Raw genomic sequence first — 26,627 nt, 5'->3', positions numbered from 1 at the left:
GCTCACCGGAAGTCGCGCGACCGGTGCTGCACCCCGACCCGCAGGTCCTCGAACCCGTCGGCGACGAGGTTCGTCACCCCCTCGGGCGAGCGCTCGAGCATGCCGCGCGCGATCAGGGCGGGACTGTCGCGCAGGATGCGGCGGTACCTGTTCCACACTCCGACCGAGCAGATGACGTTCATGACGCCGTGCTCGTCCTCGAGGTTCAGGAACGTGATCCCGGATGCCGTCGCCGGCCGTTGCCGGTGCGTCACCAGACCCGCAACCTCGATGCGCCGCCCGACCTCGTGCTCGCGCATCCCGCGTGAGGTGATCACCCCGCGCGCGTCGAGCTGCGAGCGGTAGTGCGTCAGCGGGTGGTCGTCGGCCGACACCCCCGTCGCCCACAGGTCCGCGGCGAGCACGTCGTAGCTCGACTGGTCGGGGAACAGCGGCGGCTGCACCGACACGAGCGAGCCTTCGAGGAACTCCTGGCGGTCCTGCGCGGCATCCCCCGCCAACCAGATGCCCTCGCGTCGCGTGATCCCGAGGCTTTCGAACGCGCCCGCCGTCGCAAGTGCTTCGAGCTGCGCCGCCGTCGCGCCCGTCCGCCGCACGAGGTCGCGCAGATCCCGGTACGGACCGGATGCCTCGCGCTCCGTCACGATTCTCGTCGCCAACGGCACGCCGATCCCCGTGATCGACGCAAGCCCCAGCCGCACCGCGACGTTCCCGTCCCGTCGGTGCGCCGCCGACTCGTCCGGCAGCGACCGGTCGAACTCGGGCACGGGCGGCTGGATGCGGTCGGTGCACGCGTCCCGGCCGGTCGGGGCGCGGCGGTGCGTGTCGCCCGCACCCACCGGCTCAAGCCCGGCATCCACCCCCGAGGCGTGCAGGTCAGGGCGGCGCACCTCCACCCCGTGCCGACGCGCGTCGGCGGTCAGGGTCGCGGGCGAGTAGAAACCCATCGGCTGCGCACGCAGCAGCGCGGCGAGGAACGCCGCCGGGTAGTGCAGCTTCAGCCACGACGACGCATACACGAGCAGCCCGAACGACAGCGAGTGGCTCTCGGCGAAGCCGAAGTTCGCGAACGCCTGGATCTTCACGTAGATGTCGTCGGCGGCCTTGCCCGTGAGGTTGTTGCGCGCCATCCCCTCGTACAGCTTCTTCTTCAGCGAGTCGATCCGCTCGATGCCGCGCTTCGACCCCATCGCGCGGCGCAGCAGGTCGGCATCCTCCCCCGACAGATCGCCGACGGCCATGCCCATCTGCATGAGCTGCTCCTGGAACACCGGGATGCCGAGCGTCCGCTCCAGCACCGGCTTGAGCTTCGGGTGCGCGTAGGTGATCGGCTCGTCGCCGAGCTTGCGCCGCACGAACGGGTGCACCGCGCCGCCCTGGATCGGCCCTGGACGGATGAGCGCGATCTCGACCACGAGGTCGTAGAACTTCCGCGGCTGGAGGCGGGGCAGCAGTCCCATCTGCGCACGCGACTCGACCTGGAACACCCCGATCGAGTCGGCACGGCACAGCATGTCGTAGACCGCGGCCTCTTCCTTGGGCATCGTGTCGAGCGACCAGGTCTCCCCCGTCGCCGCCTGGATCATGTCGAAGCAGTACTGCAGGGCGGCGAGCATCCCGAGCCCCAGCAGGTCGAACTTCACGAGCCCCATCCACGCCGCGTCGTCCTTGTCCCACTGGATGACGGTGCGGTTCTCCATGCGGGCGTGCTCGATCGGCACGACCTCGCCGACCGGGCGGTCCGTCAGCACCATGCCGCCGGAGTGGATGCCGAGGTGTCGCGGCGCCTTCAACAGCTCCCCCGCGTACTCGACCACCCGCTCCGGGATGTCGTGATCGGGCGGGGTGTCGAGCACCGCTCCCCAGCGCTCGACCTGCTTCGACCAGGCATCCTGCTGCCCCGGCGAGTGCCCCAGCGCCTTCGCCATGTCGCGGACCGCGTTCTTCGGGCGGTACTGGATGACGTTCGCGACCTGCGCCGCCCGCTCGCGTCCGTAGGTCTCGTAGACCCACTGGATGATCTCCTCGCGCCGGTCCGAGTCGAAGTCGACGTCGATGTCGGGCTCCTCGTCGCGCAGCGCCGACAGGAACCGCTCGAACGGCAGGTCGTAGAAAATCGAGTCGATCGCCGTGATGTCGAGCAGGTAGCAGACGGCACTGTTCGCGGCGGATCCCCGCCCCTGGCAGAGGATGCCGCGGCGCCGTGCCTCCTGCACGATGCCGTGCACGATGAGGAAGTACCCCGGGAAGTCCTTCTGCTCGATGACGCCCAGCTCTTTCTCGATGCGCGCACGGTTCGCCTCGGTGGCATCCGGGTACTTGCGGGGCACCGCCTCCCACACGAGGTGCCGCAGCCACGTCATCGGTGTGTGCCCCTCGGGCACCTGCATCTTCGGCAGCGCGGGCTTCGCGCGGCGCAGCGGGAACGCGAGCTCGTCGGCGAGCTCGACCGTCCGCTCGACCGCCCCCGGATACCGCCGGAACCGCCGTGCCATCTCAGCGCCCGAGCGCAGGTGCGCGCTCGCGTGCGAGGGCAGCCAGCCGTCGAGCTCGTCGAGCCCGCGGTTCGCGCGCACCGCCGCGACCGCCGCGGCGAGGTGCACCTTCTCGGGCACGGCGTAGTGCACGTTGTTCGTCGCGACCACCGGGAGCCCGCGCTCGGCGGCGAGCGCGGCGAGCACGTCGTTGTCGCGCGAGTCGGTCGGCGCCCCCTGGTCGATGAGCTCGACGTCGACCCGGTCCGCCCCGAACAGGTCGACGAGCCGGTCGAGCTCGTATGCCGCGGCGGCCGGCCCGTCGGCGGCGAGCGCCTGCCGGACGGCGCCCTTCCGGCATCCGGTCAGCACCTGCCAGTGCCCGCCCGCCCGGTCGGCGAGGTCGTGCAGATCATAGACCGGGCGTCCCTTCTCACCGCCCGACAGCTGCGCGTGCGTGATGGCGGCGGCGAGCCGGTGGTAGCCCTCCTCGCCGCGCGCGAGCACGAGCAGATGCCGGCCATGCGGGTCGGGCTCGCCGTTCTGGGGACCGGGCAGCCCGAGCGACAGCTCGGCGCCGAAGACGGTCTGCAGCTGCAGGTGCTCGGCCGCCTCGGCGAACCGGACGATGCCGTAGAACCCGTCGTGGTCGGTGATCGCGAGGGCGTGCAGGCCGAGGCGCTCCGCCTCCTCGACGAGGTCCTCGGGTGAGGACGCCCCGTCGAGGAACGAGAACGACGAGTGCGCGTGCAGCTCGGCGTACGGCACGACGTCGCGCGGTCGCTCGATCTCGGGCGCGCGGTACTTGCCTCGCTTGTGCGACCACGCCGGGCTGTCGCCGCCGTCGGTGCCCGCCGGCGCACCCTCCGGACGGCGCCGATCGCTGAGGATCCGTTCCATCTCCGACCACGAGACCGACGGGTTGTTGCCCCAGCCCATCAGTCGTACCTGCCCTCGGCGTGCCAGACACCCTCTTCGCACACGAGCAGCCAGGCCGTCTGCGCCTCGTCGACGACCTGGAACCGGTGCGCGCGACGGGCGCGTGCGGCATCCCACCCCCGCTCCATGACGGGCCACGGCCCCGCCCACGACGCGATGCGACGCGGATGCCGAGGCTTGCGCGCCCCCGACGCGTCCGGCGCGCCGGGGAGGATCAGCGCGACCGGCTCGGCCGTCAGCTCGCCGCGACCGTCGACGGCGACCATGTCGTCGTCGCGGTCGATGACAGCGACGGGCACGGGCTCGGGGAACACGGTCGCCGGCAGCGGATCGGGAAGGCTCCCCGGCCACGGCCGCGCCCGCTCGGCGATGACGGCACGGTCGCCCCACGGCACGAGCACCTGCCGCTCGGCGAGCCAGCGCCCGCCGCCGACCTGCGGAGTGACCACCCCGGTGTGCCCGAGCATCGCCTGCACCCGCGAGAGCGCCGAGTGCACTCGCTCCTCAGGCCCCGATCCGAACAGCCCCTTCACGTGATGGGATGCCGCGTCCACCTTCTCGGGCGCGATCCGCACCTTGGCGACGGCGCTCTTGAGCCCGCGCTCGGCGAGCTGCCAGCGCACGCGGTCGACGACGGCCGCCGCATCGAACGCCCCCGGATGCAGCCACACCCGCTCGCTGTGGTCGCCGCGGTCGCCCGTCAGCGCGACACGCAGCTCGGTGCAGACGAGGTCGACGGCGCCGAGTCCCGAGATGAACTGCTCCGCCGCGAGCCGGATGCCGAACGCGACCTGGTCGGCGATCTCGAGCGGCGGCTCGAAGCTGACCTCGCGCTCGAGCTCGGGCGGCGGCGTGCGCGGCTGCACGGGCTGCGAATCGAGCCCCGACGCGAGCGCGTGCAGCCGTGCCCCGCGGGGACCGAGCCGCTCGACGAGCCGCTGCGGCGGCAGCGCGGCGAGCTGCCCCAGGGTGTGGATGCCGAGACGCGCGAACAGGCTCGCGACCGCCTCGTCCTCGAGCGCCGTCACCGGCAGCGGCGACAGGAACGCAGCCGCCGCACCCGGCGGCACGATCCGCAGCGGAGCATCGGCGCCGGTCGCCCGCGCCGCCTGCTCCGCCGTGAATGGGCCGTCGCCCACCCCCGCGCGCACATCGAGCACACCGAGCTCGGCGAGCGCGCCGGTCAGTGCGGTCGCCGCTCCCGCCTCGCCGCCGTAGAACCGGGCGGGGCCCTTCACCCGCAGCGCGCACAGCCCCGGCTCGCGCAACTGCACGCCCGGGGCGATCTCCTCGAGCCGGGCGATGAGGGGGGCGAAGGTGCGGTGATCGCGTGCGTCGTCGGCGTCGACGACCTGCAGCTGCGGGCACCGCGCCTGCGCGTCGCGGCGCCGCATCCCCCGCCGCACCCCGTCGCCGCGCGCGGCGGGCGACGTCGCCGCGACGGTCCCTTTTGCGAAGACGGCGATCGGCTGCGCGGAGTCCGCGAGCCCCTCGCGAGCGAGCGCGACGACCGGCCAATCCGGCACCCACACGACGAGACTGCGGACCGGCTCGGTGCCGGTGTCGACGAGCGCGGGATCCATCAGCTCACCGCCCGCATCGGCAGGTCGACCACGGGGGCGACGGGCTGCTCACGCACCGCGATCGCACCGTCCGGAGCGGGCAGCAGCATCCGCGACGACCGCGGCACCGGAAAGCGCCGGCTCGTCACCGTCACGGTCAGCTCGCGTCCCTCGAGCACGCCGTACCCGTCGCCGAGGCCCGACCACCGCGCATCCGTCACGTCGATCATCGCCTCGGTCTGCGGCCACGGACCCTGCACGAGCAGCACGACCCCCCGCTCGCGCATGCGCGCCGCGAGTCGCGAGATCTCGGCATCCTTCGCCCTGCCCGGGGGTCGCACCGCGACGACCGGCAGCACGTCGGCGATCGTCGCGGTCACCGCGAGCCAGCGCGGCCCCGGCTCGGGGATCAGCACGAGGTGGGACAGATCGACCCCCGCCTTCTCCGCCGCCTCGGCGCCGAACCCCGGCATCCCGACCACCCCGCACCAGCTGCCGGTCTGCGACGGCTGCGCCAGCAGGCCGAACAGCAGCGACATCGAGCCGCCGATCGCATACGACGAACCGGGGCGCAGTCCGCCGCCCGGCAGCAGCTCGGCCAGGGCAGGATGGGTGGGAAGAGGCGGCGCATCGAGCTTGCGCCCCTGGATCTGGGCCATCTGCGCACGCAGCCGCTGCACCTCTTGGGCAGTGGCGGTGGTGCGCACGATGGATCTCACCTCGACATGGTAGAAGCTTTGTTCGAGTGACTCAAGCGGTCGAGTTCGAAGATACGCACGGCCCCCGACATCGCCTCCCGCTCACACCACCCCCGCCTCACACCTCGCGGACGCTGACCTCCGGCCGCAGGTCCATCCGTCGCAGCAGCTGCGCGTTGAGCGCGACGACCACCGTCGACAGCGACATGAGGATCGCGCCCACCGACATCGGCAGCACGAACCCGATCGGCGCGAGGACACCCGCCGCGAGGGGCACCGACAGCAGGTTGTACCCCGCCGCCCACCACAGGTTCTGCTGCATCTTGCGATATGACCGGCGCGACAGCGCGATCACCGACACCACGCTGCGAGGATCCGACCCCGCCAGCACGACACCCGCCGAGGCGATCGCGACATCGGTCCCCGCGCCGATCGCGATCCCGACGTCGGCGCGCGCCAGCGCAGGTGCGTCGTTGACACCGTCGCCGACCATCGCGACCTTCCGCCCCTCCGCCTGGAGGGCGGCGACCGCGTCGGACTTGTCCTCGGGACGCACCTGCGCGAACACCCGATCGATCCCGAGCTCGTCACCCACCGACCGCGCGACCGCCTCGGCGTCGCCCGTGATCATGACCACCTGCACGCCCATGCGATGCAGCGCGTCGACGGCCGCACGCGACTCGGGCCGCACCTCGTCCGCGAGCTTCAGCCCGCCCACGACCTCGCCGTCGCGCACGACGTGCAGGATGATCGCCCCATCCGCCCGCCATGCCTCGGCGGCATCCACCTCGCCCGCGCCGATCTCCTCGAGCAGGCGCGGACCGCCGACCCGCACCGACGCGCCCTCGACGGATGCCGTCACCCCTACCGCGGGCGACGACGAGAAGCCCGTCGCCGCCGGCACGCCCAGCCCACGCTCCCCCGCGGCGCGCACGATCGCGCGCGCCAGCGGGTGCTCGCTGTCCGCCTCCGCCGCCGCGGCGAGGGCGAGCACCTCGGCCTCACCGAGGTGAGCGGATGCCGCGACCTTCGCGACGACCGGCTCGCCCTTCGTGAGGGTCCCGGTCTTGTCGAACAGCACCGTGTCGACCGTCCGCATCGCCTCGAGGGCCGGCCGGTCGGTCACGAGCACGCCTCCCCGGGCCGCGCGCTCGGTCGCGATCGACACGACGAGCGGGATCGCCAGGCCCAGCGCGTGCGGGCAGGCGATGACGAGGACGGTGATCGTCCGCACGACGGCCTCGTCCGGCATCCCGATGAGACTCCAGACGAGCGCCGTCACGACGGCCGCACCGAGCGCGAACCAGAACAGCAGCGCCGCGGCGCGATCGGCGATGCGCTGCGCCCGCGACGACGAGTTCTGCGCGTCACTGACGAGGCGACGGATGCCGGCGAGCGCCGTGTCGTCCCCGGTCGCCGTGACCTCGACGCGCAGTCCGGAGTCGGTCGCGACGGTGCCGGCGGTGACGGCGTCGCCCTCTCCGCGCGCGACGGGGCGGGACTCGCCCGTGATCATCGACTCGTCCATCTCGGCGCGTCCGTCCACGACGCGGCCGTCCGCGGGGACGCTGCCGCCAGGGCGCACGACGACGACGTCGCCGACCCGCAGCTCACTCGGGGCGACGGTGACGACCGCATCGCCCTCGACGCGCTCCGCCTCGTCGGGCAGGAGCGCGGCGAGCGAGTCGAGGGCCGAGCTGGTCTGCGCGATCGAGCGCATCTCGATCCAGTGTCCGAGCAGCATGATGACGATGAGCAGCGCGAGCTCCCACCAGAACTCGAGCTCGTGATGCAGGATGCCGAGGCTCGCCCCCCACGATGCGAGGAACGCGACGGTGATCGCGAGGGCGATGAGGAGCATCATCCCCGGCGAGCGGCGTCGCAGCTCCGCGACAGCGCCGGTCAGGAACGGACGCCCGCCCCACACGAACATGACGGTTCCGAGCACCGGGGCGACCCACCGCATCCACCCCGTCACGTCGTAGCCGAGGATCATCGCGAACATCGGGGACGTCACGACCACCGGGACCGCGATCAGGAGGTTGATCCAGAACAGCCGCCGGAACTGCCCGACGTGGTCACCGTGCCCGCCGTGCATGTCATGGGCCTGATGCCCGGAGTGGACATCGTGACCCGCGTGCATGTCGTGCCCGGAGTGCATCTCGTGTTCCGCGTGCATGTCACTCCTCTCGCTTATACCCCCTGGGGGTATATACGGCCCAACGCGAGCCGCCCACGAGTATTCCGACCGAACCGCCTACGCGGCGAGCGCCAGGTAGGGCTCCCACGCCGGGTCGGTGCGCTCGGTCCCCCGCACGCGCCATCCGGCGCCGCGTGGGGCGGACGGGATCCACCGCAGCTCCCAGTGCATCTCCTGAGGCGTCCGGTCGCCCTTCACGTTGTTGCACCGGAGGCATGCCGCGACGAGGTTCTCCCACGAGTCCGCTCCCCCGCGCGATCGGGGGAGAACGTGATCGATCGTCGTCGCGCTCTTCCCGCAGTACGCGCACCGGTTCCCGTCGCGGCGAAGGACACCTCGGCGCGTGACGGGCACGCGGCGCCCGGCGGGGATGCGCACGTACCGCGTCAGCACGATGACGGCCGGACGGTCGTAGACGTCGCGGGTGCCCCAGACGGGGTCCTCCTCGACGCGCTCGATGATGGTGGCCTTCTCCGTCATGACGAGCACGAGAGCTCGTTTGAAGGAGACGACGGCCAGGGGTTCGTAACCTGCGTTCAGCACCAGAGTGCGCATGTGGGTGTCCTCTCGAACTGCCGTGACGGCTTCAGCGGCCTTCCGTTGTGTCGACGCGGCACGGGTCGAGAGGGATGCGGGCACGAAAAAAGGCGCTGTCATGATGACAGCGCCTTCATCGCACGACCGACGTCGTGGCAATCGTGCACACGATGCCGCAGCACATGCCGACCTAGCGCATTCCGGTTGCGAATGCGGGGTTGGATGTCCATGCGGCTCCCCTCGGCTCGAACGAGCGTCGGGGTCAGGGTAATACACCCCGGGATGCCCGAGGGCGAACAGCAGACGAACGGATGCCGTGTGTCGTCAGCCGGCGTTGGCCTGCAGCCACGACTCGGCGTTGGTGTAGCCGTTGTTGACGCGGATCTCGAGGTGCAGGTGGGTGCCGTTGGCACGGCCGGTGTCACCGACCTGACCGATCAGCTGCCCGGCCGAGACCCTGTCGCCCACCGAGACGCGTCGCGTGCCCCAGTCCATGTGCGCGTAGAGCGACGTGACGCTCGTCCCACCGATGTTGTGGGCGATCTTCACGTACACACCCCAGCCCGGTCCGGACTCGGACGAGGCCACCACGGTGCCGTCGGCGACCGCGTAGATCGGCTCGCCGCGGCCGACCATGTAGTCGGTGCCCTTGTGGCCCGCGTACGGACGGCCGAAGTTGTTGAAGTGCGCGAGCGGGCGACGGACGGTGCCCGAGCCCGGCGCGACGAGCGGTACGGCGGACGAGAAGCTCGACGACCGCGAGCTCGAGCTCGACGCGCTGGAAGCCGCGGCGAGGCGGGCGGCGAGCGCGGCCTTCGCCGCCTCCTCCGCCGCCTTCTTCGCCTTCGCCGCCGCGATCTCCTCGGGCGTCGTGGCGGAGTACCCGCCGCGCTCGAGGGTCTCGGGGCTGCCCTCCGAGGCGACGACGAGCGACTGCGCATCGTCGGCGGAGACCTGCTGCAGCGTCCGCGCCTCGGCGACATCGCCGCGGTCGGCCGCCGCGAAGGCGGGGATGGCGACCGTCGCGACCATTCCCGCGACGGCGGCGACGGTGACGAAGCTGCGGACGGGGTGCGGACGAGCGGCGGTCGAACGGGTCGCGGGCGCTTTCGCAGCGACCCGGCGGCTCAGACGACCTTTACGGGGGGCCGTCGACGCCTCAGAAATCTCGTTCGACGGGTGGAACTCTTCAGCCAAGCTGTCCTCCGGCGCCTCCGCATCCCTGCTGGCAGGATGCTGGCTCGTCGGCACTCAGTGTCGGGCACAGATGTACGGGGCACTTCGCGAATGACGAGCCGGAGAGGCAACTCGCGAAGCGGTCCGTGGCGGGCTTCTCGCCGATGGACCCTCCGAGGCTACCCGAAGGTAACGAATAAGTCACGCTCCGGGCTCTGAACCCGGTAACCGGCAGACCGGCTCAGAGCTCGCGGACGTCGACGAGGAAGATGTGCGAGGCGACCTCGACGGGCAGCTCGAGGGCGTCGTCGGCACCGTCCATCTCGACGAGCACGTAGCCCTCGTTGAAGCGGAACGAGCCCGATCGGCCGGGCACGACGCCCGCGTCGCGCAGCTGCGCGAGCAGCTCGGGGTCGACCTGGATCGGCTCGGCGAGACGACGGACGCTGCCCGTGAGGGGGCCACCGGCATCCGTAAGCCGGCGGACCAGACCCACGACCCCGCTGTCGAACGTGTTCGCGGGAACGTCGCCCAGCTGGTCGAGTCCCGGGATCGGGTTGCCGTAGGGCGACTCGGTCGGATGGTCGAGCAGCTCGATCAGTCGGCGCTCGACGAGCTCGCTCATGACGTGCTCCCAGCGGCAGGCCTCCTCGTGGACGTACGCCCAGTCGAGACCGATGACGTCCGAGAGCAGTCGCTCGGCGAGACGGTGCTTGCGCATCACGTCGACGGCCTTCTGACGGCCCGGGTCGGTGAGCTCGAGTTTGCGGTCCTCCGAGACCACGACGAGACCGTCGCGCTCCATCCGGCCGATCGTCTGCGACACCGTCGGGCCCGAGTGCCCGAGGCGCTCCGAGATGCGGGCGCGGAGGGGCGTGATGCCCTCCTCCTCGAGTTCGAGGATCGTGCGCAGATACATCTCGGTGGTGTCGATGAGGTCGGTCATCAGAGGCCTTTTCGCGCGGGAGACAGTGCGTTCCCAGCCTATCCGGCATCGGGTCACGCGGCGTCACGGGGCCGGGGCGGCCGAGGCGGGCGCCCTAGACTTCTCGGCATGGCGACTGTGACCCTGCCCCCCGAGTTCCTGCCCGTCGACGGCCGCTTCGGCTGCGGTCCGTCCAAGGTCCGTGCCGAGCAGCTCGAGGCGCTCGTCACGCAGGGCGCGACCCTCTTCGGCACCTCCCACCGCCAGGCTCCCGTCAAGGATCTCGTCGGCCGCACGCGCTCCGGTCTCGCCGAACTCCTCCGCCTTCCCGACGGCTACGAGATCATCCTCGGCAACGGCGGCTCGACCGCGTTCTGGGACGCCGCGGCGTTCGGGCTCATCGAGAAGCGCGCGCAGAACCTCGTCTTCGGCGAGTTCGGCGGCAAGTTCGCCGCCGCCGCCGGCGCGCCGTGGCTCGAGGCACCGGATGTCCGCAAGGCGGAGCCCGGCACGAGCGTCGCACCGGAGGCGGTCGAGGGTGTCGACGTCTACGCCTGGCCGCACAACGAGACCTCGACCGGTGTCGCGACGGCGATCTCCCGCGTCCACGGCGACGCCGGTGCGCTGACCGTCGTCGACGCGACGAGCGCTGCCGGCGGCATCGACTTCGACGTGACCGAGACGGACGTCTACTACTTCGCCCCGCAGAAGAACCTCGGTTCCGACGGCGGCCTCTGGTACGCCGCGGTGTCGCCGGCGGCCATCGAGCGGATCGAGCGGGTCTCGGCATCCGGTCGCTACATCCCCGAGTTCCTGAGCCTCAAGAACGCGCTCGACAACTCGCGCCTGCAGCAGACCCTCAACACCCCCGCGATCGCGACCCTGCAGCTCCTGGACACGCAGCTGCAGTGGATCAACGGGAACGGCGGTCTCGCGTGGGCGGGCGCCCGCACGGCGGAGTCGTCCGGTGCGCTCTACGCCTGGGCGGATGCCGCATCCTTCGCGACCCCGTTCGTCCAGAACCCTGCGGACCGCTCCCCCGTCGTCGTCACGATCGACTTCGACGAGTCCATCGACGCGGCTGCGATCGCGAAGAGCCTGCGCGCCAACGGCATCGTCGACACGGAGCCGTATCGCAAGCTCGGTCGCAACCAGCTGCGTGTGGCGACTTTCGTCTCGATCGAGCCGTCGGACGTCCGCACGCTCATCGGGGCCATCGACTACACCGTCGAGCACCTCGCCGACTGACCTCCGCAGACGAACGCGCCCCCGAGGAGAGATCCCCGGGGGCGCGTCCGTGTGAGAGCGGATGCTGCGCGTCAGTACTCGCGCAGCGACTCCCGCGAATCCTCGTCGTCGTCGGACTCGTCGTCCTCGTCGTCAGACTCGTCGTCCTCAACCTCGGACTCTTCGTCATCCTCGTCGTCGGACTGTTCGTCATCGTCGTCCGACTCATCGTCGTCGTCTGCAGCTGCGGTGTCGTCGAGTTCGTCGATGTCCACACCGTCGACGTCTCCCGCGTGCAGGATCGGGGATCCGTCGCTGTCGAAGTCGGCCGCGTCATCGATGTCGTCGCCGTCCTCGACATCGTCCTCGTCCTCGTCGGACGCGTCGTCCTCGTCGGAGTCGTCGTCCTCGCCGGCGGCGGCCTGAGCCGCCTGGTACTCGGCGAGACGTTCCGCCCACGGCAGCCACTCGGGCGCCAGCAGCGCGCCGTCGCCGGGGAGGAGCTCCACCTCGAGGACCGTCGGGTCGGCGCCCTCGACGACAGCCACGCTGACCGTCCAGAACCACCCGGGGTAGCCGTCCATGCGGTTCGCGAACCGCAACGAGACGACACCGCCGTCCTCGACGACGTAGCCGGCGGCCTCGCCGATCGTCGACTCCGGAGTCACCTCGAGCAGCGCCGCCCGTGCCAGGTCATGTGCGTCGAACAGGCGCGGGTCGACGACGACGGGCTTTTCCGTCACCGGCTCCTCGACCTCCGGAGCCGGATCGGCCTCGGGCTGCTCGGCGACCTCCGGCTGCTCGGCGACCTCCGACTGCTCGGCGACCTCCGACTGCTCGGCGACCTCCGACTGCTCGGCGACGTCCGGCTGCTCGGCGGCCTCGGGCTGCTCGGCGACCTCCGACTGCTCGGCGACCTCCGACCGCTCGGCGACCTCGGGCTGCTCAGGCTGGTCGGGGTGCTCAGGCGTCGAGGTCATCGGCAACCTTGCGCAGGATCGCCGCGACCTTCTTGCCGTGCGACGTGCTCGGGTAGCGGCCGTGGCGCAGATCCCCGCCGATGCCGTCGAGGAGCTTCACGAGGTCCTCGACGATCACGGCCATGTCGTCGGCCTTCGGACGGTTGCGCTTGCTGAGGCTGACGGGGGCGTCGAGCACGCGGACGGCGAGCGCCTGCAGGCCGCGGCGGCCGTCGGCGACGCCGAACTCCAGGCGCGTGCCGGGCTTCATCGTCGTGGTCCCCGCGGGGAGCGCCGTCGCGTGCAGGAAGACGTCCTGACCGTCGTCGCCGGTGATGAAGCCGAATCCCTTGGCCTCGTCGTAGAACCTGACCTTGCCGGTGGGCATGTGTCGAAACCTCGCTGCTCGAGCCCGCACGCGGGCATGGAAAAGTGGGACCGTCTCAGCCCCAGCCACCAGACTACGGCACCCCGGCGAGCCGCTACTCTGATCGGATGACCACTCCGCCCTCGGCCGGCGACCTTCCCGTCCGTCGCATCGACCGCATCCTGGCGTTCATGTCCCTGGGTCTGCTGGTGCTCTCGGTCATCTGCTTCTTCTCGATCATCATCGCGTCCGGTCCGGGCGGCCTGGAGCAGGCCGACTTCGCAACGGGGATGTGGCCCGTCGTGACGCTGATCGTGTACGTCGCCCCGCCGGTGGCCTTCGCGCTCCTCCTGGCGCTGCTGATCATGACCTTCGTACGACGGGGACGGGCGAACAAGGGCCGTTGACGTGACCGCCTCCGACGCTCGTGCCCTCGCGACCCGCCTCGCGACGCTCGACCCGGATGCCCTCGCCGCTCTCTTCGACGCCCGGCACATCTCGCCCGGCACATCGTGGACCGACTTCTTCGATGCCGCTGACGCACTGCTGGACCCCGCACAGCTGAACCGTGCCCTCGCGGATCTTTCCGATCTCGAGGCGACCGCCCTCCGCGCCGCGATCACGGAGGGCACCGCGGTCACGCCCTCCGTCCGCGACGGCCTCGTCGCTCGCGCCCTCGCCGACGCCGACGGCCGCCCATATGACGCGGTCGCAACCGGGTTGGCCGCCGCGACGCCGGTGGTGGCACCCGCGGTTTTCGCCGGCAGAGCCGAGTCGGATGCCGCGAGCGCCGAGCGGGCATTCGACGCCGTCGCATCCCTCGCCGACATCCTCCACGCCACCGCCCGGACACCGCTCGGGCGCATCGGTTCCGGTGCGCTCAGCGCGGGCGACCGTCGGCGCCTCGTCGAGACCGGCGCGGCACAGACCCCGGAGGACGCCGACACGCTCGTCGCGATCGCCGCGCAGGCGGGACTGCTGTCGGGATCGGAGCGGACGTGGGCGGTCTCCGACGCCGGGATGCGGTGGCTCGGGACGCGCACCCTCGAGCGGTGGCTCGAGGTCGCTCACCGCCTGCGGGAGCGGCTCCCCCGCGCGCTGCGCACGCTCGAGGGCGGCTGGCGCCCAGCCGCCGAATGGCCCGGCGCCCACCCGTACGATCCGGCCTGGCCCGATCGGGTGACACGACTGGCCGCTCTGCTCACGCAGTGGGCGATGACCGCCCCCGACGGCACGCCGCCCGGGTGGGCCGCAGGGCTCGCACGCGGGGCGGATGCCGACACCGGCACCCTGCGTTCGCTCCTGCCCCACGAGGTCGACAAGGTATACCTGCAGAACGACCTCACTGCGATCGCCCCCGGTCCGCTGGAGCCGCGGCTCGATCAGCGCCTGCGCACCACGGCGCGTCGGGAATCGCGCGCCCAGGCGGCGACCTACCGGTTCACGGCCGAGACGATCGGCGCCGCCTTCGCCGCCGGGGAGACCGCGGCATCCCTCACCGAGTTCCTGAACACCCTGTCGCTCACCGGCGTCCCGCAGCCGCTGGCCTACGAGATCGAGCGGGCCGCCGCGCGGCACGGTCGACTGCGCGTCGGGCCCGACTGGCAGGGATGGACGCGCGTGTCCGGCGACGCCGACCTGCTCGAGGCAATAGGCGTCGACCAGGCCCTTCGCCCGCTCGGGCTCGTATCCGACGGCGACGACCTCGTGACCCGCATCAGCCCCGAGACGACGTTCCGCATGCTCGCCGACGCCCGTTACTCCGTGCTCGCGGTGGACGCCGACGGCGTACCCCGAACCCCCGATCGGCACGAGACCGGCGACCGTGCCGCGCCGGAACCCCCGGCATCCGAGCGCTACCGCACCCTCATCGAGAAGCTGCGGGCGAGCCTGTCGGAGGATGCGGATGCCGCCTGGCTCGAACGCGAGCTCGATCAGGCCGTCCGCACCCGGGCGACGATCGAGATCACCGTACGCATGCCCGACGGCTCCTCGCGCGACGTCACCCTCGAAGCGGCGGGGCTGGGCGGAGGCCGTCTGCGCGGCCGCGACCGCGCCGCCGACGTCGAACGCACCCTGCCGCTGTCGAGCATCGTCAGCGTCCGCCCGGTCTGATCGGCGCGGCCGGTAGACTTGCCGGTTATGGCTGACGGCCCCCTCATCGTCCAGAGCGACCGCACTGTGCTGCTCGAAGTGGCGCACCCCGACGCGGAGAACGCGCGCCACGAGCTCGCGATCTTCGCCGAGCTCGAGCGCGCCCCCGAACACATCCACACCTACCGCGTGACGCGGCTCGGGTTGTGGAACGCGCGTGCCGCCGGGCATGACGCCGAGGACATGCTGGCGACCCTGGAGCGCTGGGCGAAGTTCCCCGTACCGCCGTCGGTGTCCATCGACATCCGCGAGACCGTCGGCCGCTACGGCCGCCTGGTCATCGAGCGCGACGACGAAGGCACACTCATCCTGCGCTCGACCGACAAGGCGGTGCTCGCCGAGATCGCGCGGAACCGCCGCATCCAGCCGCTTCTCATCGCGCATCCGACCCCCGACACCTACGTCATCGACGCGTGGGCGCGCGGCCAGATCAAGCAGGAGCTGCTGAAGATCGGCTGGCCCGCCGAGGACCACGCCGGGTTCACGCCCGGCACCCCGCACGAGATCGAGCTCCACGAGGACGGCTGGACGCTGCGCCCCTACCAGCGCAAGGCCGTCGACATCTTCAGCGAGGGCGGATCGGGAGTCGTCGTGCTCCCCTGCGGCGCGGGCAAGACGCTCGTCGGCGCGGCGGCGATGGCCGACACGAAGACGACGACCCTCATCCTCGTGACCAACACCGTCAGCGCACGCCAGTGGCGCGACGAGCTGCTCAAGCGCACGTCCCTGACCCCCGAGGAGATCGGCGAGTACTCCGGTCAGTCCAAGGAGGTCAAGCCGGTCACCATCGCCACCTACCAGATCCTCACGGCGAAGCGGAAAGGCGAGTACGCGCACCTCGCGCTGCTCGACGCGCTCGACTGGGGGCTGATCGTCTACGACGAGGTGCATCTGCTCCCCGCGCCCGTCTTCAAGCTCACCGCCGATCTGCAGGCGCGACGCCGGCTCGGCCTCACCGCGACCCTCGTGCGCGAGGACGGCCGTGAGGGCGACGTGTTCAGCCTCATCGGCCCCAAGCGGTTCGACGCACCGTGGAAGGAGATCGAGGCGCAGGGCTTCATCTCCCCCGCGGTCTGCTACGAGGTGCGCATCGACCTGCCGGCATCCGACCGGCTCGAGTACGCCGCCTCCGCCGACGACGAGCGCTACCGGCTCGCGGCGACGGCGCACGCCAAGATCGACGTCGTCCGCGACCTCGTCGCCAAGCACGAGGGCGAGCAGATCCTCGTGATCGGGCAGTACCTCGACCAGATCGACGTGCTCTCCGAGGAGCTCGGTGCGCCGAAGATCACGGGTTCGACCCCGGTCGACGAGCGCGAGGAGCTGTTCGACGCGTTCCGGCATGCCCGCATCCCGGTGCTCGTCGTCTCGAAGGTCGCCAACTTCTCGATCGACCTGCCGGACGCGTCCGTCGCGATCCAGGTGTCGGGCTCCTTCGGGTCACGCCAGGAGGAGGCGCAGCGCCTCGGCCGTCTGCTGCGGCCGAAGTCCAACGGGCACAAGGCGAGCTTCTACACGCTCATCGCCCGCGACACCGTCGACCAGGACTTTGCGCAGAACCGCCAGCGGTTCCTCGCCGAGCAGGGCTACAGCTACACGATCCTCGACGCCGACGACCTGCGCGCCGCCTGAGCGACGCGCAGGTCGGGAGCCTCAGTTCGACGAGGACGACGACCCGGACGCCCCGCCGTCACCCGACGAGCCGGAGCCGTCCGGTGCCGGGCTCGGGTCGGCGGTCGGGGTCTCCGGCGCCCGCGAGTGGTCGGGTGCCGGTGCGTACTCGCCCCACCGCGGAGCCTGGTGCGGCTGGAGAGGCGGCCCGGAGTACGGCTCGGCGGGAGCCGGATCGGGCGCCGGCGCGACCGGCGGCTGCCCGTAGACGGGAGGCCGTCCGTACACCGGCGGCTGTCCGTAGACGGGCGGCTGGCCGTAGACCGGCTGCCCGGAGGGTGCAAAGCCGTACGCGGGCTGCCCGTAGGGGGCATAGCCGTAGACGGGCGGCGTGTAGACGGGCTCGGGCGCCGGTGTCAGACGCAGCGTGCGTCGACCGTCGCCACGCCGCCACAGCCACTCGACGACCCCGACGTAGATGGCGATCATCACGACGGACGAGACCAGCCCCATCACCGTCGTGTCGGTCGCATTGGCGTCGCTGAGTCCGAACACCGAGAACCCGAACGCGACGATGTTGTTGATGACGTGCAGCGCTATCGCGGCCTCCAGACCGCCCGTGCGCCAGGTGAGCCAGCCCGCCGCGATCGCGAACGCCGCCACGCTCGTCTGCCCCAGCACGTCATACACGTGGCCGAGGACGAACAGCGGGACGGGCAGCAGGATCGCCCAGGCCGGATGCCGCAGCCAGCGACCGACCGTCTGCATGAGGTAGCCGCGGAAGACGTATTCCTCCGCGGTCGCCTGGAAGGGCACGAGCAGGAGGACGACCAGCAGCGATGCGACGAACGACGCGTTGTCCTGGGGTGCGACGAGGTCGCCGCTCGACCCCTCCTCGACGGGGATGAGGAAGGTGAGCGCCGAGACGACGATGTAGACGACGACCGCGGCCCCGGCGCACAGCAGCATCCACCGCCACCGCAGCCGTCCTGCGACGGACGAGATGTGGCCGATGCGTTTGCCCGCGACGATCCACGACGCGAACAGGTACGACGGCCAGAGGATCGCGAGCGAGAGCAGGATCACCGCGAGCCCGATCGGGTCCGTGACGTCCATGACGGTCAGCCGGCGCAGCATCGCGTCGGCGCCGGCTGTCGGATCCGCAGCGAACACCAGGATGCCGAAGAGCAGACCGATCAGCAGCGATCCGACGAGGAAGAAGACGACACCGAGGATGCCCGTCACGAGCGGCACCCACCACCCGCGGCGCTCGCGCGCGAAGACCAGACGGTGGAACGCGAGACCGTTCCCGGTCGCGTCGGCGGGAAGGGGATGCGGAGGTCGGGGCTGCGGAACAGTCACCGTCCCATCCTGTCCCACCCCGGACGGGGATCGTACCCCGAGGCGACCCGACGCGGGAATGTCCAGCAAACCGATGGATTCCGGTGCCAGTATGGGCACATGACCGCTGCGCGAATCCTCGTCGTCGACGACGAGCCGAACATCCGGGACCTGCTGGTCACGAGTCTTCGGTTCGCCGGATACCAGGTCCGCGCCGTCGCGAACGGCGCCCAGACCATCTCGGCCGTCCTCGAGGAAGAACCCGACCTCATCATCCTCGACGTCATGCTGCCCGACATGAACGGGTTCAGCGTCACGAAGCGCCTCCGCGGCGCGGGATACACCGCCCCCATCCTCTTCCTCACCGCGAAGGACGCGACGGAGGACAAGATCGAGGGCCTCAACTCCGGCGGCGACGACTACGTCACCAAGCCCTTCAGCCTCGACGAGATCGTCGCCCGCATCCAGGCCATCCTGCGCCGGACGATGCAGGCCGACGAGGACTCCATCATCAAGGCCGGCGAGATCACGATGGACCAGGACACCCACGACGTCCAGGTCGGCGACGTCTCCATCGACCTGTCCCCCACCGAGTTCAAGCTCCTGCGCTACCTGATGCTCAACCCCAACCGGGTGCTCAGCAAGGCGCAGATCCTCGACCACGTGTGGGAGTACGACTTCAACGGCGACGCCGGCATCGTGGAGAGCTACATCTCGTACCTGCGCCGCAAGATCGACCCGCACTCGTCCGAGCCGCTCATCCAGACCAAGCGCGGCTTCGGGTACATGCTGAAGGCCGACCGCACCGCCTGAACGGAGGCGCCCCCTGGGCCCGACCGAGAAGCAGGACCGCGTCACCCGCTGGTGGCGAGGCCTCAGCCTGCGTGCGAAGGTCACGGGTGTCACCGTCAGCGTGCTCGCCTTCGGCATGATCGGCGCGGGTGTCGGCACCATGATCTTCCTGCGCAACGCGCAGCTGAACGCCGTCGACCAGTCCCTCACGCAGACGGTGACGACCGACATCGCGAGCAACCTCATGAACGTCACGATCGAGGACGGCGAGGCGAGCTTCACCCCGATCGCTGCGGCACCGACGGACTTCGCCGTCGCGGTCTACAGCGGCAAGGGCGACGGGCGGCTGCTCGCCGTCGCCGGCGGGGATTCCTCGCTGTCCCCGCCGCAGTTCCCCGAGACGTTCTCCCTCGACCAGACCGTGCTCAACGGGACGGCCCCCTTCGATCTCTCCTCGGCCGACGGCACCGTGCGCTACCGCGCGAGCGTCGACACCCTCCCGATCCCGGGCTCGCGCGACTACTACACGCAGCTGGTCGCCCTCCCTCTCAATGACGTCAACCGCACCGTCGCCAACTACATCGGCATCTACACGGCGCTCGCCCTCTTCACGATCCTGTGCAGCGCCGTTCTCACCCGGGGCCTCGTGACCCTCGCGTTCCGCGGGCTCGGCCAGGTCGAGTCCACGGCCATGACGATCGCGAAGGGCGACTTCAGCCAGCGAATGAGCGACATCGCCCCCGGCACCGAAGTGGGGCGCCTGAAGACCGCCATCAACGTCATGCTCGACCGCATCGACGAGGCCCTCGGCGAGCGCGACTCGACGGTGGAACGGATGCGGCGGTTCATCGGCGATGCCAGCCATGAACTCCGCACCCCTCTCGTGACGGTCCGCGGCTATGCGGAGCTCTATCGGATGGGGGCGATCCAGGACCCCGAGCAGACGACGCAGGCGATGGAGCGCATCGAGAAGGAGGCGATACGGATGGGCGCGCTGGTCGAAGACCTCCTCGCGCTCGCGCGCCTCGACGAGCAGCGCGACATCGCCGTCGTCCCGGTCGACCTCCGTCCCATCGCCCGCGATGCCGCTCTGGACGCGCGCGCCGCCGCCCCGGACCGCGAGGTGACCTTCACGGGGCACACAGCCAGCTCGGTCATCCCCCTGGCGATGCTCGCCGAGCCGGACCCCGAGGCACCCAAGCGGCGCCCGGGGCCCATCGCCGGCGCCGGACGTCTGCTCCGCCGTCGCGGCAGAGCGGATGCCCCGCCCCCGGCCCTGGTGACCTCGCCCATCGTCGTGCCCACGCCGCAGACCGCCGCCCCGATCGTGCTCGGCGATGAGAACCGCATCCGTCAGGTCGTGGCGAACCTGCTCGGCAACGCACGCCGCTACACCCCGGAGGGGTCGCCGATCGAGCTCGCCGTGGGCGCCGACCTCGAGTCGTCGCGCGGCTGGATCTCGGTGGCCGATCACGGCGAGGGGATCCCGGAGCAGATCCGCGCCAAGATCTTCCAGCGCTTCTGGCGAGCGGACTCCTCTCGGACCCGCGAGACGGGCGGCTCGGGTCTCGGCCTGTCGATCGTCGCGTCCATCGTCGCGACGCTGCAGGGCACCATCGAGGTCACCGACACCCCCGGTGGCGGCGCGACCTTCACCGTCTGGCTGCCTCTCGCGGTCGATCGGGCCACCGCCGGCGCCGCGCTCGACCTGTCCACGCAGCCGCTGCCGCGCACCTCGCTTCCCGACGCCTGAGACCTCCTCCCCAGGCCTCGTCCCGCCCGCCCCCTCCCCGGTGTCGTGCGGAGAGGCGGGTGTCGATCGGAGCGCTTCTAGCGTGGCGGCATCCGATCGAAAGGAACCGCGATGTCCACCTTCACCGTCGACAGCGACGCCGTCCTCGCCGCCACCAGCACCATCCGGGCCACCGGCGACCGGGTCCAGTCCGAGACCACCGCGATGCTCGGGCATCTGACCCAGCTGCAGGGATCGTGGACCGGCAGTGCGTCCGTGGCCTTCCAGTCCGTGGTCGAGCGCTGGCGGGCCGCGCAGCGTGAACTCGACGCCGCCCTCGCCGACATCAGCACGGCTCTCGGCGCCGTCGGTCAGCAGTATGCCCAGACCGAGATGGCCGCCGCGGGGATGTTCCGCTGACCGTGCCGGGAACGACGAAGGGCCCCTCCCGGAGGAGGGGCCCTTCGCTCGCGATTCAGCGGTCGATCAGAAGTCCATGCCACCGGTCGGGTCGCCTGCCGGCGCCGCGACCTTCTCGGGCTTGTCCGCGACGACGACCTCCGTGGTCAGGAACAGACCGGCGATCGATGCAGCGTTCTGCAGCGCCGAGCGCGTGACCTTGGCCGGGTCGATGATGCCCGCAGCGAACATGTCGACGTACTCGCCCGTGGCGGCGTTGAGGCCCTGACCCGCGGGGAGCTCGGCGACCTTGTTCGAGACGACACCGGGCTCGAGACCGGCGTTCAGCGCGATCTGCTTCAGCGGAGCCTGGATCGCGACCTTGACGATGTTCGCACCGGTCGCCTCGTCACCGACCAGCTCGAGGTTCGCGAAGGCCTTCTCGCCCGCCTGGATCAGCGCGACGCCACCACCGGGGACGATGCCCTCCTCGACGGCCGCCTTCGCGTTGCGGACGGCGTCCTCGATGCGGTGCTTGCGCTCCTTGAGCTCGACCTCGGTGGCCGCGCCCGCCTTGATGACGGCGACGCCGCCGGCGAGCTTGGCGAGACGCTCCTGCAGCTTCTCGCGGTCGTAGTCGCTGTCCGTGTTCTCGATCTCGCGACGGATCTGGGTCACGCGACCCTCGATCTGCGACGCGTCACCGGCACCCTCGACGATGGTGGTCTCGTCCTTGGTGATGATGACCTTGCGCGCACGGCCGAGCAGGTCGAGGGTGGCGTTCTCGAGCTTGAGACCGACCTCCTCGGTGATGACCTGGCCGCCGGTGAGGATGGCGATGTCCTGCAGCTGGGCCTTGCGACGGTCGCCGAAGCCGGGGGCCTTGACGGCAGCCGACTTGAAGATGCCGCGGATCTTGTTGAGCACGAGGGTCGCGAGAGCCTCACCCTCGACGTCCTCGGCGATGATCAGGAGCTCCTTGCCGTCCTGGATCACCTTGTCGACGACGGGCAGAAGGTCCTTGATGTTCGAGATCTTCTGGTTCGCGATCAGGATGTAGGGGTCCTCGAAGACCGCTTCCTGACGCTCGGCGTCGGTGACGAAGTAGGGGTTGATGTAGCCCTTGTCGAAGCGCATGCCCTCGGTGAGCTCGAGCTCGGTGCCGAAGGTGTTGGACTCCTCGACCGTGACGACGCCTTCCTTGCCCACCTTGTCGATGGCCTCGGCGATCAGGGCGCCGATCTCGGGGTCGGCAGCAGAGATGGACGCCGTCGCCGCGATCTGGTCCTTCGTCTCGATCTCCTTCGCGCCGGCGAGCAGCTCGTCGGAGAGAGCCTTGACGGCCTTCTCGATGCCCTTCTTGAGCGAGATCGGGTCGGCACCGGCTGCGACGTTGCGCAGACCCTCGCGCACGAGCGCCTGGGCGAGGACGGTGGCCGTCGTCGTACCGTCACCGGCGACGTCGTCGGTCTTCTTCGCGACCTCCTTGACGAGCTCCGCGCCGATCTTCTCGTATGGGTCGTCGAGCTCGATCTCCTTGGCGATCGACACGCCGTCGTTCGTGATCGTGGGGGCGCCCCACTTCTTCTCGAGCACGACGTTGCGGCCGCGGGGGCCGAGCGTCACCTTGACGGCGTCGGCCAGGGTGTTGAGGCCGCGCTCGAGGCCGCGACGGGCCTCCTCGTCGAAAGCGATGATCTTTGCCATAAGTGTGTCGTCCCTCCCGGACGTGAGGTTCAGTACCGTGCCCCCAGGGACTGGGAGCGGGATAGTTCTGGCACTCATGATGAGTGAGTGCTAAATCATTCTGGCACTCGACCCTAGGGAGTGCAAGCCGCACCGGATGTGTCGCGGCGTGCGGGACGACGTCTGCGCCGAACGGGGGTCCGAGGTTCCCGACGGGACGCCTCAGCAGCCCTCATCGACCGTCCACAACCGCGAAGAGACGCCCACTGCGGGACGTCTCTTCGCGTGACGGCGCCTCTGATCGCGGCGCCCGAGATGGAGGGATGCGGGGTGTCAGGCGACGACGCGGACCGACTCGGCCTGCGGGCCCTTCTGACCGGTCCCGACGGTGAACTCGACCGACTGACCCTCTTCGAGGACACGGAATCCCGACATCTCGATGTTCGAGTAGTGGACGAAGACGTCCTGTCCGTCACCGAGGGTGATGAAGCCGAAGCCCTTCTCGGCGTTGAACCACTTGACGGTTCCCTGGGTCATGCGAATCTCCTGAAGCTGTGGGACACCGAAATGCTAGCCACGCCTCGACGGCGGATCCGGCGGTTCCGGGCTTTGTTGACACCCCCGAACCGAAGTGTTTACGACGGCGAAACACGCGGCGGTCGAGCCGCCGCGGAAGGGGTCACTCCGAGCCGAAGTCGAGCCCAACGACCACCACGAGCTGAGAGCGCGTCTCGCCCTCCGCGCTCGCCGTCTCGGGCGGTGCGACCACCTGGTAGGTGTCGTCGAGCGACACCTCCGCGCCGCCGATCGCGTCGGCCAGTCCACGGGCGGCGGCCTCGTCCGCCGCGGTGCCGTAGTACACGGTGGTGGTCGGGAAGTCGTCCGAGCTGGCGTTGCTCTCCTCGACATCCGCCTCGGCCCAGCCTGCGGCGATGACATCGTCGCGCACGGCCTGTCCCAGAGCGGCATCCGGCGTCGCGTTGAGGATCAGGACCTGATACGACGTGTCGACCTGCGGGGCGACCACCTGCGATGTGGCGGTGGACTCCGAGCGGGGAGCGAAATCGAGACGACCGGTCGCGAACATCGTGCTGAGCACACCCACCGCGACGATCGCGACGGTCGCGACCACCGACCACAGCACGATGACGCCCACGCGCAGCCGGGGGTTCTCCGCCCGATGCGCCCCGACCCGAGCGGGGTGATGCGGCACGTCGTCGAAGCGATCCTTCGCGACAGCGCGCACCGCCGATGCGGGTGCTTCCGCGGAGGTGGGCTGCTCTGGCTCGGCAGGGGAGGTCGGAGACGGCACCCGAGAATGCTATCGGGCCGACGCCGGGAGGATCCTGGCGCGCGAGCGGCGCTCCCGCTCCTGTGCGGCCTGAAGGCGCCGCAGCCGGTGCACGAGGACCGGGTCGTAGGCGACGGCGTCCGCCGACTCCAGGATCCGCCCGAGCAGCTGGTAGTAGCGCGCAGGGGTCAGAGAGAGGCCCGCACGCAGCGCCTCCTCCTTCGCCCCGGAGTGCCCGGGCCAGCGCGCCTCGAAGTCGAGGACGGCGCGGTCGCGATCGGAGAGGGGCACTCCCCCACGCTACGACGAGCATCATCGGTCATCGCGGAACATCGGGGCGGTTCGTCCGGTTGAATATGTCGAGGGAAGGAACAACACATGAGCTATCGCGTGGAGAAGACCGACGAGCAGTGGCGGGAGGAGCTGACACCCGAGCAGTACACCGTGCTGCGGCAGGCGGGAACGGAGCGCGCATGGACGGGCGAACTCCTCGACGAGGACCGGGCCGGCCTCTACACCTGTGCGGCGTGCGGCGCCGAACTGTTCCAGAGCGGGACCAAGTTCGATTCGCACTGCGGCTGGCCGAGCTTCTACGAGTCGGTGCGCCCGGAGGCCGTCGAGCTGATCGAGGATCGCAGTCACGGAATGGTGCGCACGGAGGTGCGCTGCGCGAACTGCGGCTCGCACCTGGGGCACGTCTTCCCTGACGGTTTCGGCACCCCCACCGGCGACCGCTACTGCATGAACTCGCTGTCGCTCTCGTTCACACCGAAGAACGACTGACGTCAGCGGCGACCGCCCGCTTGCAGGCCGCGACGACACCGTCAACCCTGGTGTCGCCGCGGCCTGTCGCATCTACCGTGGCCACGAGCGCGGTGAGAGTCGCCGCGGTCGGAGGATGCACATGCCCGACACCACCGACGCCACCGACGACCTGCTGGGTGGCCGCTACCGCCTCGGCGAGACCCTGGGACGCGGCGGGATGGCGGACGTCTTCCGCGGCGAGGACGTCGTCCTCGGTCGCGAGGTCGCGATCAAGATCGTGCGCTCGGGCGCCGACGGGGTCGCCGCCGACAGTCGCGCGCGCGGCGAGGTCAGTGTGCTGGCTGCGCTCAACCACCCGTCGCTGGTGACCCTCTACGACGCTCAGCTCGACGCCGACCCGCCCTATCTCGTGATGGAGCTCGTCGAGGGGCCGACCCTCACGACGCGCATCGCCCGATCCCCGCTGACACCGCCTGCGGCGGCGATCATGGCGGCCGACCTCGGCGAAGCCCTCCACGTCGCCCACGGGGCCGGTGTCGTGCACCGTGACGTGAAGCCGTCGAACGTCCTCCTCGCACCCTCTCATCTGCCCGATCACGAGTTCCGCGCCAAACTCGCCGATTTCGGCATCGCCTACCTCGTCGACACGGCCCGGGTGACGAATCCCGGCGAAGTGATCGGCACCGCCGCCTACCTCGCTCCCGAGCAGGTGCGGGGCGTGGATCCGGCACCGCCCGCCGACGTCTACGCACTCGGCCTGGTCCTCATCGAATCCCTCACGGGGTCACGGGCCTTCCCGGACGCGGCAGGCGTCGCGACCGCGCTCGCGCGCCTCGAAGCCCCGCCGGAGATCCCCGCGGGACTCGACCCGGCGTGGCAGGAACTCCTGCGCGCCATGACGCGCGTCGACCCGGCCGAGCGGCCCACCGCCCTCGACGTCGCGATCCGAGCGCGTTCGCTCGCCACGACGACGTCCGATGCACCCACCGAGGCCCTTCCCGCCGGAGTGGCCGCGGCCGGAACCATCGGCGCGGCGATGGCCGACGGCGTCGTCCGCGACGATTCGGCGGACACACGTGACGGCACGGCGGCGGATGCCGCGACTGAGGCCCTGCCCGCCGGAACCGCCGCGGGCGATGCCGCGCCGCCTCCGTCTGCGCCGGGTACGGCCCCCACCAGCGTGCTGGCGGCCCCCTCCGGCGCCCGGCCGGCAGACGTGGCGACACGGGCGGCGGACTCCGTGCCGTCACGGACGGCACCCGCCGAAGCGGAGCCGACCGCACGGCGGAACCGCCGACGCCCACGTCGCCGCGCGACGATCTGGGTCACCGCGGCTGCCGCGGCGGCGATCGTCGCCGGGGCGGGCGGCATCCTGGCCCTCACCGCCGGCGGCGACGAGGGCACTCCGGCGGATCCGCCTCCAGTGACCGACCCGACGCCCGGCGTGAGCCCGACCGCTCCGGTCGACGAGGAGGACACCGCCGAGGAGGTCGACACGGTCAGCGACAGCGGCACGACCGAGGAGCAGGACACGACGCCGACACCCGAGGAGACCAGCGAGCCCCCCGTCGACGAGGCGACGCCCGACGACGGGACCACCGACCCCGCCGAGGACACCGGCACGACAGACGGTTCCGACGAGGGGGTCACCGACGATGGCGCCACCGACGGCGGCGATACCGACCCCACGGAACCGAGTCCGGCGCCCACCGACGACACCGTCACCGAGCCCGAACCGGCCGACACTCCGACGCCGGAGGCGCCGTCGCCCGCACCGACGGGCTGACCCGCC

Annotated in this window: 23 protein-coding genes; 9 read left to right on the top strand and 14 right to left on the bottom strand. The window is 70.9% G+C overall.

Annotated features, from left to right (window positions below; translation table 11 throughout):
* Positions 1–2: 2 nt before the first annotated feature.
* From AB0259_RS01775 to AB0259_RS01745, 7 genes are all read right to left on the bottom strand, one after another.
* The gene (locus tag AB0259_RS01775; protein ID WP_366221034.1) at positions 3–3,413 is read right to left on the bottom strand and encodes an error-prone DNA polymerase; all 3,411 of its coding nucleotides are present in this window, start codon (positions 3,411–3,413) and stop codon (positions 3–5) included.
* Entirely contained in the window at positions 3,413–4,996 is a 1,584-nt protein-coding gene (locus tag AB0259_RS01770; protein ID WP_251579410.1) for a DNA polymerase Y family protein, read from the bottom strand. Before AB0259_RS01770 ends, AB0259_RS01775 begins: the two co-directional genes overlap by 1 nt.
* Positions 4,996–5,682, bottom strand: a complete 687-nt coding sequence (locus tag AB0259_RS01765; RefSeq protein WP_251580412.1) for a hypothetical protein — start codon at positions 5,680–5,682, stop codon at positions 4,996–4,998. The genes AB0259_RS01770 and AB0259_RS01765 overlap by 1 nt, the downstream gene beginning before the upstream one ends.
* Positions 5,683–5,791: 109 nt before the next feature.
* On the bottom strand, positions 5,792–7,816 hold the full coding sequence (locus tag AB0259_RS01760) for a heavy metal translocating P-type ATPase (protein WP_366221414.1): 2,025 nt from the start codon (positions 7,814–7,816) through the stop codon (positions 5,792–5,794).
* A gap of 114 nt (positions 7,817–7,930) precedes the next feature.
* On the bottom strand, positions 7,931–8,428 hold the full coding sequence (locus AB0259_RS01755; protein WP_251579408.1) for an HNH endonuclease: 498 nt from the start codon (positions 8,426–8,428) through the stop codon (positions 7,931–7,933).
* 306 nt (positions 8,429–8,734) lie between these two features.
* Complete coding sequence (locus tag AB0259_RS01750; RefSeq protein ID WP_251579405.1) at positions 8,735–9,607, bottom strand: M23 family metallopeptidase; 873 nt, start codon at positions 9,605–9,607, stop codon at positions 8,735–8,737.
* Between the two features lie 220 nt (positions 9,608–9,827).
* Complete coding sequence (locus tag AB0259_RS01745; protein WP_251579403.1) at positions 9,828–10,532, bottom strand: metal-dependent transcriptional regulator; 705 nt, start codon at positions 10,530–10,532, stop codon at positions 9,828–9,830.
* A gap of 108 nt (positions 10,533–10,640) precedes the next feature.
* On the opposite strand from AB0259_RS01745, the gene serC reads away from it, so the two are divergent.
* Entirely contained in the window at positions 10,641–11,759 is a 1,119-nt protein-coding gene (gene serC / locus AB0259_RS01740; RefSeq protein ID WP_251579401.1) for a phosphoserine transaminase, read from the top strand.
* A 71-nt stretch (positions 11,760–11,830) separates the two neighbouring features.
* Here the strand turns inward: serC and AB0259_RS01735 are convergent, their stop codons facing one another.
* Complete coding sequence (locus AB0259_RS01735) at positions 11,831–12,718, bottom strand: DUF3027 domain-containing protein (RefSeq protein ID WP_366221036.1); 888 nt, start codon at positions 12,716–12,718, stop codon at positions 11,831–11,833.
* On the bottom strand, positions 12,702–13,085 hold the full coding sequence (locus AB0259_RS01730) for a cold shock domain-containing protein (protein WP_251579400.1): 384 nt from the start codon (positions 13,083–13,085) through the stop codon (positions 12,702–12,704). The genes AB0259_RS01735 and AB0259_RS01730 overlap by 17 nt, the downstream gene beginning before the upstream one ends.
* Before the next feature lie 107 nt (positions 13,086–13,192).
* Here AB0259_RS01730 and AB0259_RS01725 point away from each other — a divergent pair, with 107 nt between their 5' ends.
* The 3 genes from AB0259_RS01725 to AB0259_RS01715 are packed head-to-tail and all read left to right on the top strand — an operon-like array spanning position 13,193 to position 16,850.
* Positions 13,193–13,471 (top strand): multidrug ABC transporter ATPase, encoded by a 279-nt coding sequence (locus tag AB0259_RS01725; protein WP_251579398.1) that lies wholly within the window; start codon positions 13,193–13,195, stop codon positions 13,469–13,471.
* Between the two features lies 1 nt (position 13,472).
* Positions 13,473–15,179, top strand: coding sequence for a helicase-associated domain-containing protein (locus AB0259_RS01720; protein WP_366221038.1), 1,707 nt, complete (start codon positions 13,473–13,475; stop codon positions 15,177–15,179).
* A 27-nt stretch (positions 15,180–15,206) separates the two neighbouring features.
* Positions 15,207–16,850: a DNA repair helicase XPB gene (locus AB0259_RS01715; RefSeq protein WP_366221039.1), complete on the top strand. Its 1,644-nt coding sequence runs from the start codon at positions 15,207–15,209 to the stop codon at positions 16,848–16,850.
* Positions 16,851–16,871: 21 nt separating this feature from the next.
* Here the strand turns inward: AB0259_RS01715 and AB0259_RS01710 are convergent, their stop codons facing one another.
* Entirely contained in the window at positions 16,872–18,191 is a 1,320-nt protein-coding gene (locus AB0259_RS01710; protein WP_366221041.1) for a CPBP family glutamic-type intramembrane protease, read from the bottom strand.
* 99 nt (positions 18,192–18,290) lie between these two features.
* Here AB0259_RS01710 and AB0259_RS01705 point away from each other — a divergent pair, with 99 nt between their 5' ends.
* The 3 genes from AB0259_RS01705 (at position 18,291) to AB0259_RS01695 (ending at position 21,114) form a co-directional block, all read left to right on the top strand.
* Positions 18,291–18,983: a response regulator transcription factor gene (locus AB0259_RS01705; protein WP_036311868.1), complete on the top strand. Its 693-nt coding sequence runs from the start codon at positions 18,291–18,293 to the stop codon at positions 18,981–18,983.
* A 115-nt stretch (positions 18,984–19,098) separates the two neighbouring features.
* The gene (locus AB0259_RS01700) at positions 19,099–20,715 is read left to right on the top strand and encodes a HAMP domain-containing sensor histidine kinase (protein WP_251580409.1); all 1,617 of its coding nucleotides are present in this window, start codon (positions 19,099–19,101) and stop codon (positions 20,713–20,715) included.
* Between the two features lie 111 nt (positions 20,716–20,826).
* Positions 20,827–21,114, top strand: coding sequence for a WXG100 family type VII secretion target (locus tag AB0259_RS01695; protein ID WP_064001530.1), 288 nt, complete (start codon positions 20,827–20,829; stop codon positions 21,112–21,114).
* A 66-nt stretch (positions 21,115–21,180) separates the two neighbouring features.
* On the opposite strand, the gene groL is transcribed toward AB0259_RS01695, so the two are convergent.
* From groL to AB0259_RS01675, 4 genes are all read right to left on the bottom strand, one after another.
* Positions 21,181–22,800, bottom strand: coding sequence for a chaperonin GroEL (gene groL, locus AB0259_RS01690; protein WP_366221042.1), 1,620 nt, complete (start codon positions 22,798–22,800; stop codon positions 21,181–21,183).
* A gap of 312 nt (positions 22,801–23,112) precedes the next feature.
* Complete coding sequence (locus AB0259_RS01685) at positions 23,113–23,316, bottom strand: cold-shock protein (protein WP_251579381.1); 204 nt, start codon at positions 23,314–23,316, stop codon at positions 23,113–23,115.
* Positions 23,317–23,458: 142 nt separating this feature from the next.
* On the bottom strand, positions 23,459–24,091 hold the full coding sequence (locus tag AB0259_RS01680) for a LytR C-terminal domain-containing protein (protein WP_366221043.1): 633 nt from the start codon (positions 24,089–24,091) through the stop codon (positions 23,459–23,461).
* A gap of 9 nt (positions 24,092–24,100) precedes the next feature.
* Positions 24,101–24,361, bottom strand: a complete 261-nt coding sequence (locus AB0259_RS01675) for a DUF3263 domain-containing protein (protein WP_251579376.1) — start codon at positions 24,359–24,361, stop codon at positions 24,101–24,103.
* A gap of 87 nt (positions 24,362–24,448) precedes the next feature.
* On the opposite strand from AB0259_RS01675, the gene msrB reads away from it, so the two are divergent.
* Positions 24,449–24,853, top strand: coding sequence for a peptide-methionine (R)-S-oxide reductase MsrB (gene msrB / locus AB0259_RS01670; protein ID WP_251579374.1), 405 nt, complete (start codon positions 24,449–24,451; stop codon positions 24,851–24,853).
* A gap of 121 nt (positions 24,854–24,974) precedes the next feature.
* Complete coding sequence (locus tag AB0259_RS01665) at positions 24,975–26,621, top strand: protein kinase (RefSeq protein WP_366221044.1); 1,647 nt, start codon at positions 24,975–24,977, stop codon at positions 26,619–26,621.
* Positions 26,622–26,627: the final 6 nt, after the last annotated feature.

The organism is Microbacterium sp. NPDC080005 (assembly GCF_040702445.1).
Taxonomy (GTDB): Bacteria; Actinomycetota; Actinomycetes; order Actinomycetales; family Microbacteriaceae; genus Microbacterium; species Microbacterium oleivorans_D.
Note: the sequence above shows the minus strand (reverse complement) of the source record. Positions and strands in the feature narration are given on the sequence as shown.

Coding starts and splice junctions, on each gene's coding strand:
- AB0259_RS01775 (WP_366221034.1), bottom strand. CDS start 3,413: ATGGGCTGGGGCAACAACCCGTCGGTCTCGTGGTCGGAGATGGAACGG.
- AB0259_RS01770 (WP_251579410.1), bottom strand. CDS start 4,996: ATGGATCCCGCGCTCGTCGACACCGGCACCGAGCCGGTCCGCAGTCTC.
- AB0259_RS01760 (WP_366221414.1), bottom strand. CDS start 7,816: ATGCACGCGGGTCACGATGTCCACTCCGGGCATCAGGCCCATGACATG.
- AB0259_RS01755 (WP_251579408.1), bottom strand. CDS start 8,428: ATGCGCACTCTGGTGCTGAACGCAGGTTACGAACCCCTGGCCGTCGTC.
- AB0259_RS01745 (WP_251579403.1), bottom strand. CDS start 10,532: ATGACCGACCTCATCGACACCACCGAGATGTATCTGCGCACGATCCTC.
- serC (WP_251579401.1), top strand. CDS start 10,641: ATGGCGACTGTGACCCTGCCCCCCGAGTTCCTGCCCGTCGACGGCCGC.
- AB0259_RS01735 (WP_366221036.1), bottom strand. CDS start 12,718: ATGACCTCGACGCCTGAGCACCCCGACCAGCCTGAGCAGCCCGAGGTC.
- AB0259_RS01730 (WP_251579400.1), bottom strand. CDS start 13,085: ATGCCCACCGGCAAGGTCAGGTTCTACGACGAGGCCAAGGGATTCGGC.
- AB0259_RS01725 (WP_251579398.1), top strand. CDS start 13,193: ATGACCACTCCGCCCTCGGCCGGCGACCTTCCCGTCCGTCGCATCGAC.
- AB0259_RS01715 (WP_366221039.1), top strand. CDS start 15,207: ATGGCTGACGGCCCCCTCATCGTCCAGAGCGACCGCACTGTGCTGCTC.
- AB0259_RS01705 (WP_036311868.1), top strand. CDS start 18,291: ATGACCGCTGCGCGAATCCTCGTCGTCGACGACGAGCCGAACATCCGG.
- AB0259_RS01700 (WP_251580409.1), top strand. CDS start 19,099: ATGATCGGCGCGGGTGTCGGCACCATGATCTTCCTGCGCAACGCGCAG.
- AB0259_RS01695 (WP_064001530.1), top strand. CDS start 20,827: ATGTCCACCTTCACCGTCGACAGCGACGCCGTCCTCGCCGCCACCAGC.
- groL (WP_366221042.1), bottom strand. CDS start 22,800: ATGGCAAAGATCATCGCTTTCGACGAGGAGGCCCGTCGCGGCCTCGAG.
- AB0259_RS01685 (WP_251579381.1), bottom strand. CDS start 23,316: ATGACCCAGGGAACCGTCAAGTGGTTCAACGCCGAGAAGGGCTTCGGC.
- msrB (WP_251579374.1), top strand. CDS start 24,449: ATGAGCTATCGCGTGGAGAAGACCGACGAGCAGTGGCGGGAGGAGCTG.
- AB0259_RS01665 (WP_366221044.1), top strand. CDS start 24,975: ATGCCCGACACCACCGACGCCACCGACGACCTGCTGGGTGGCCGCTAC.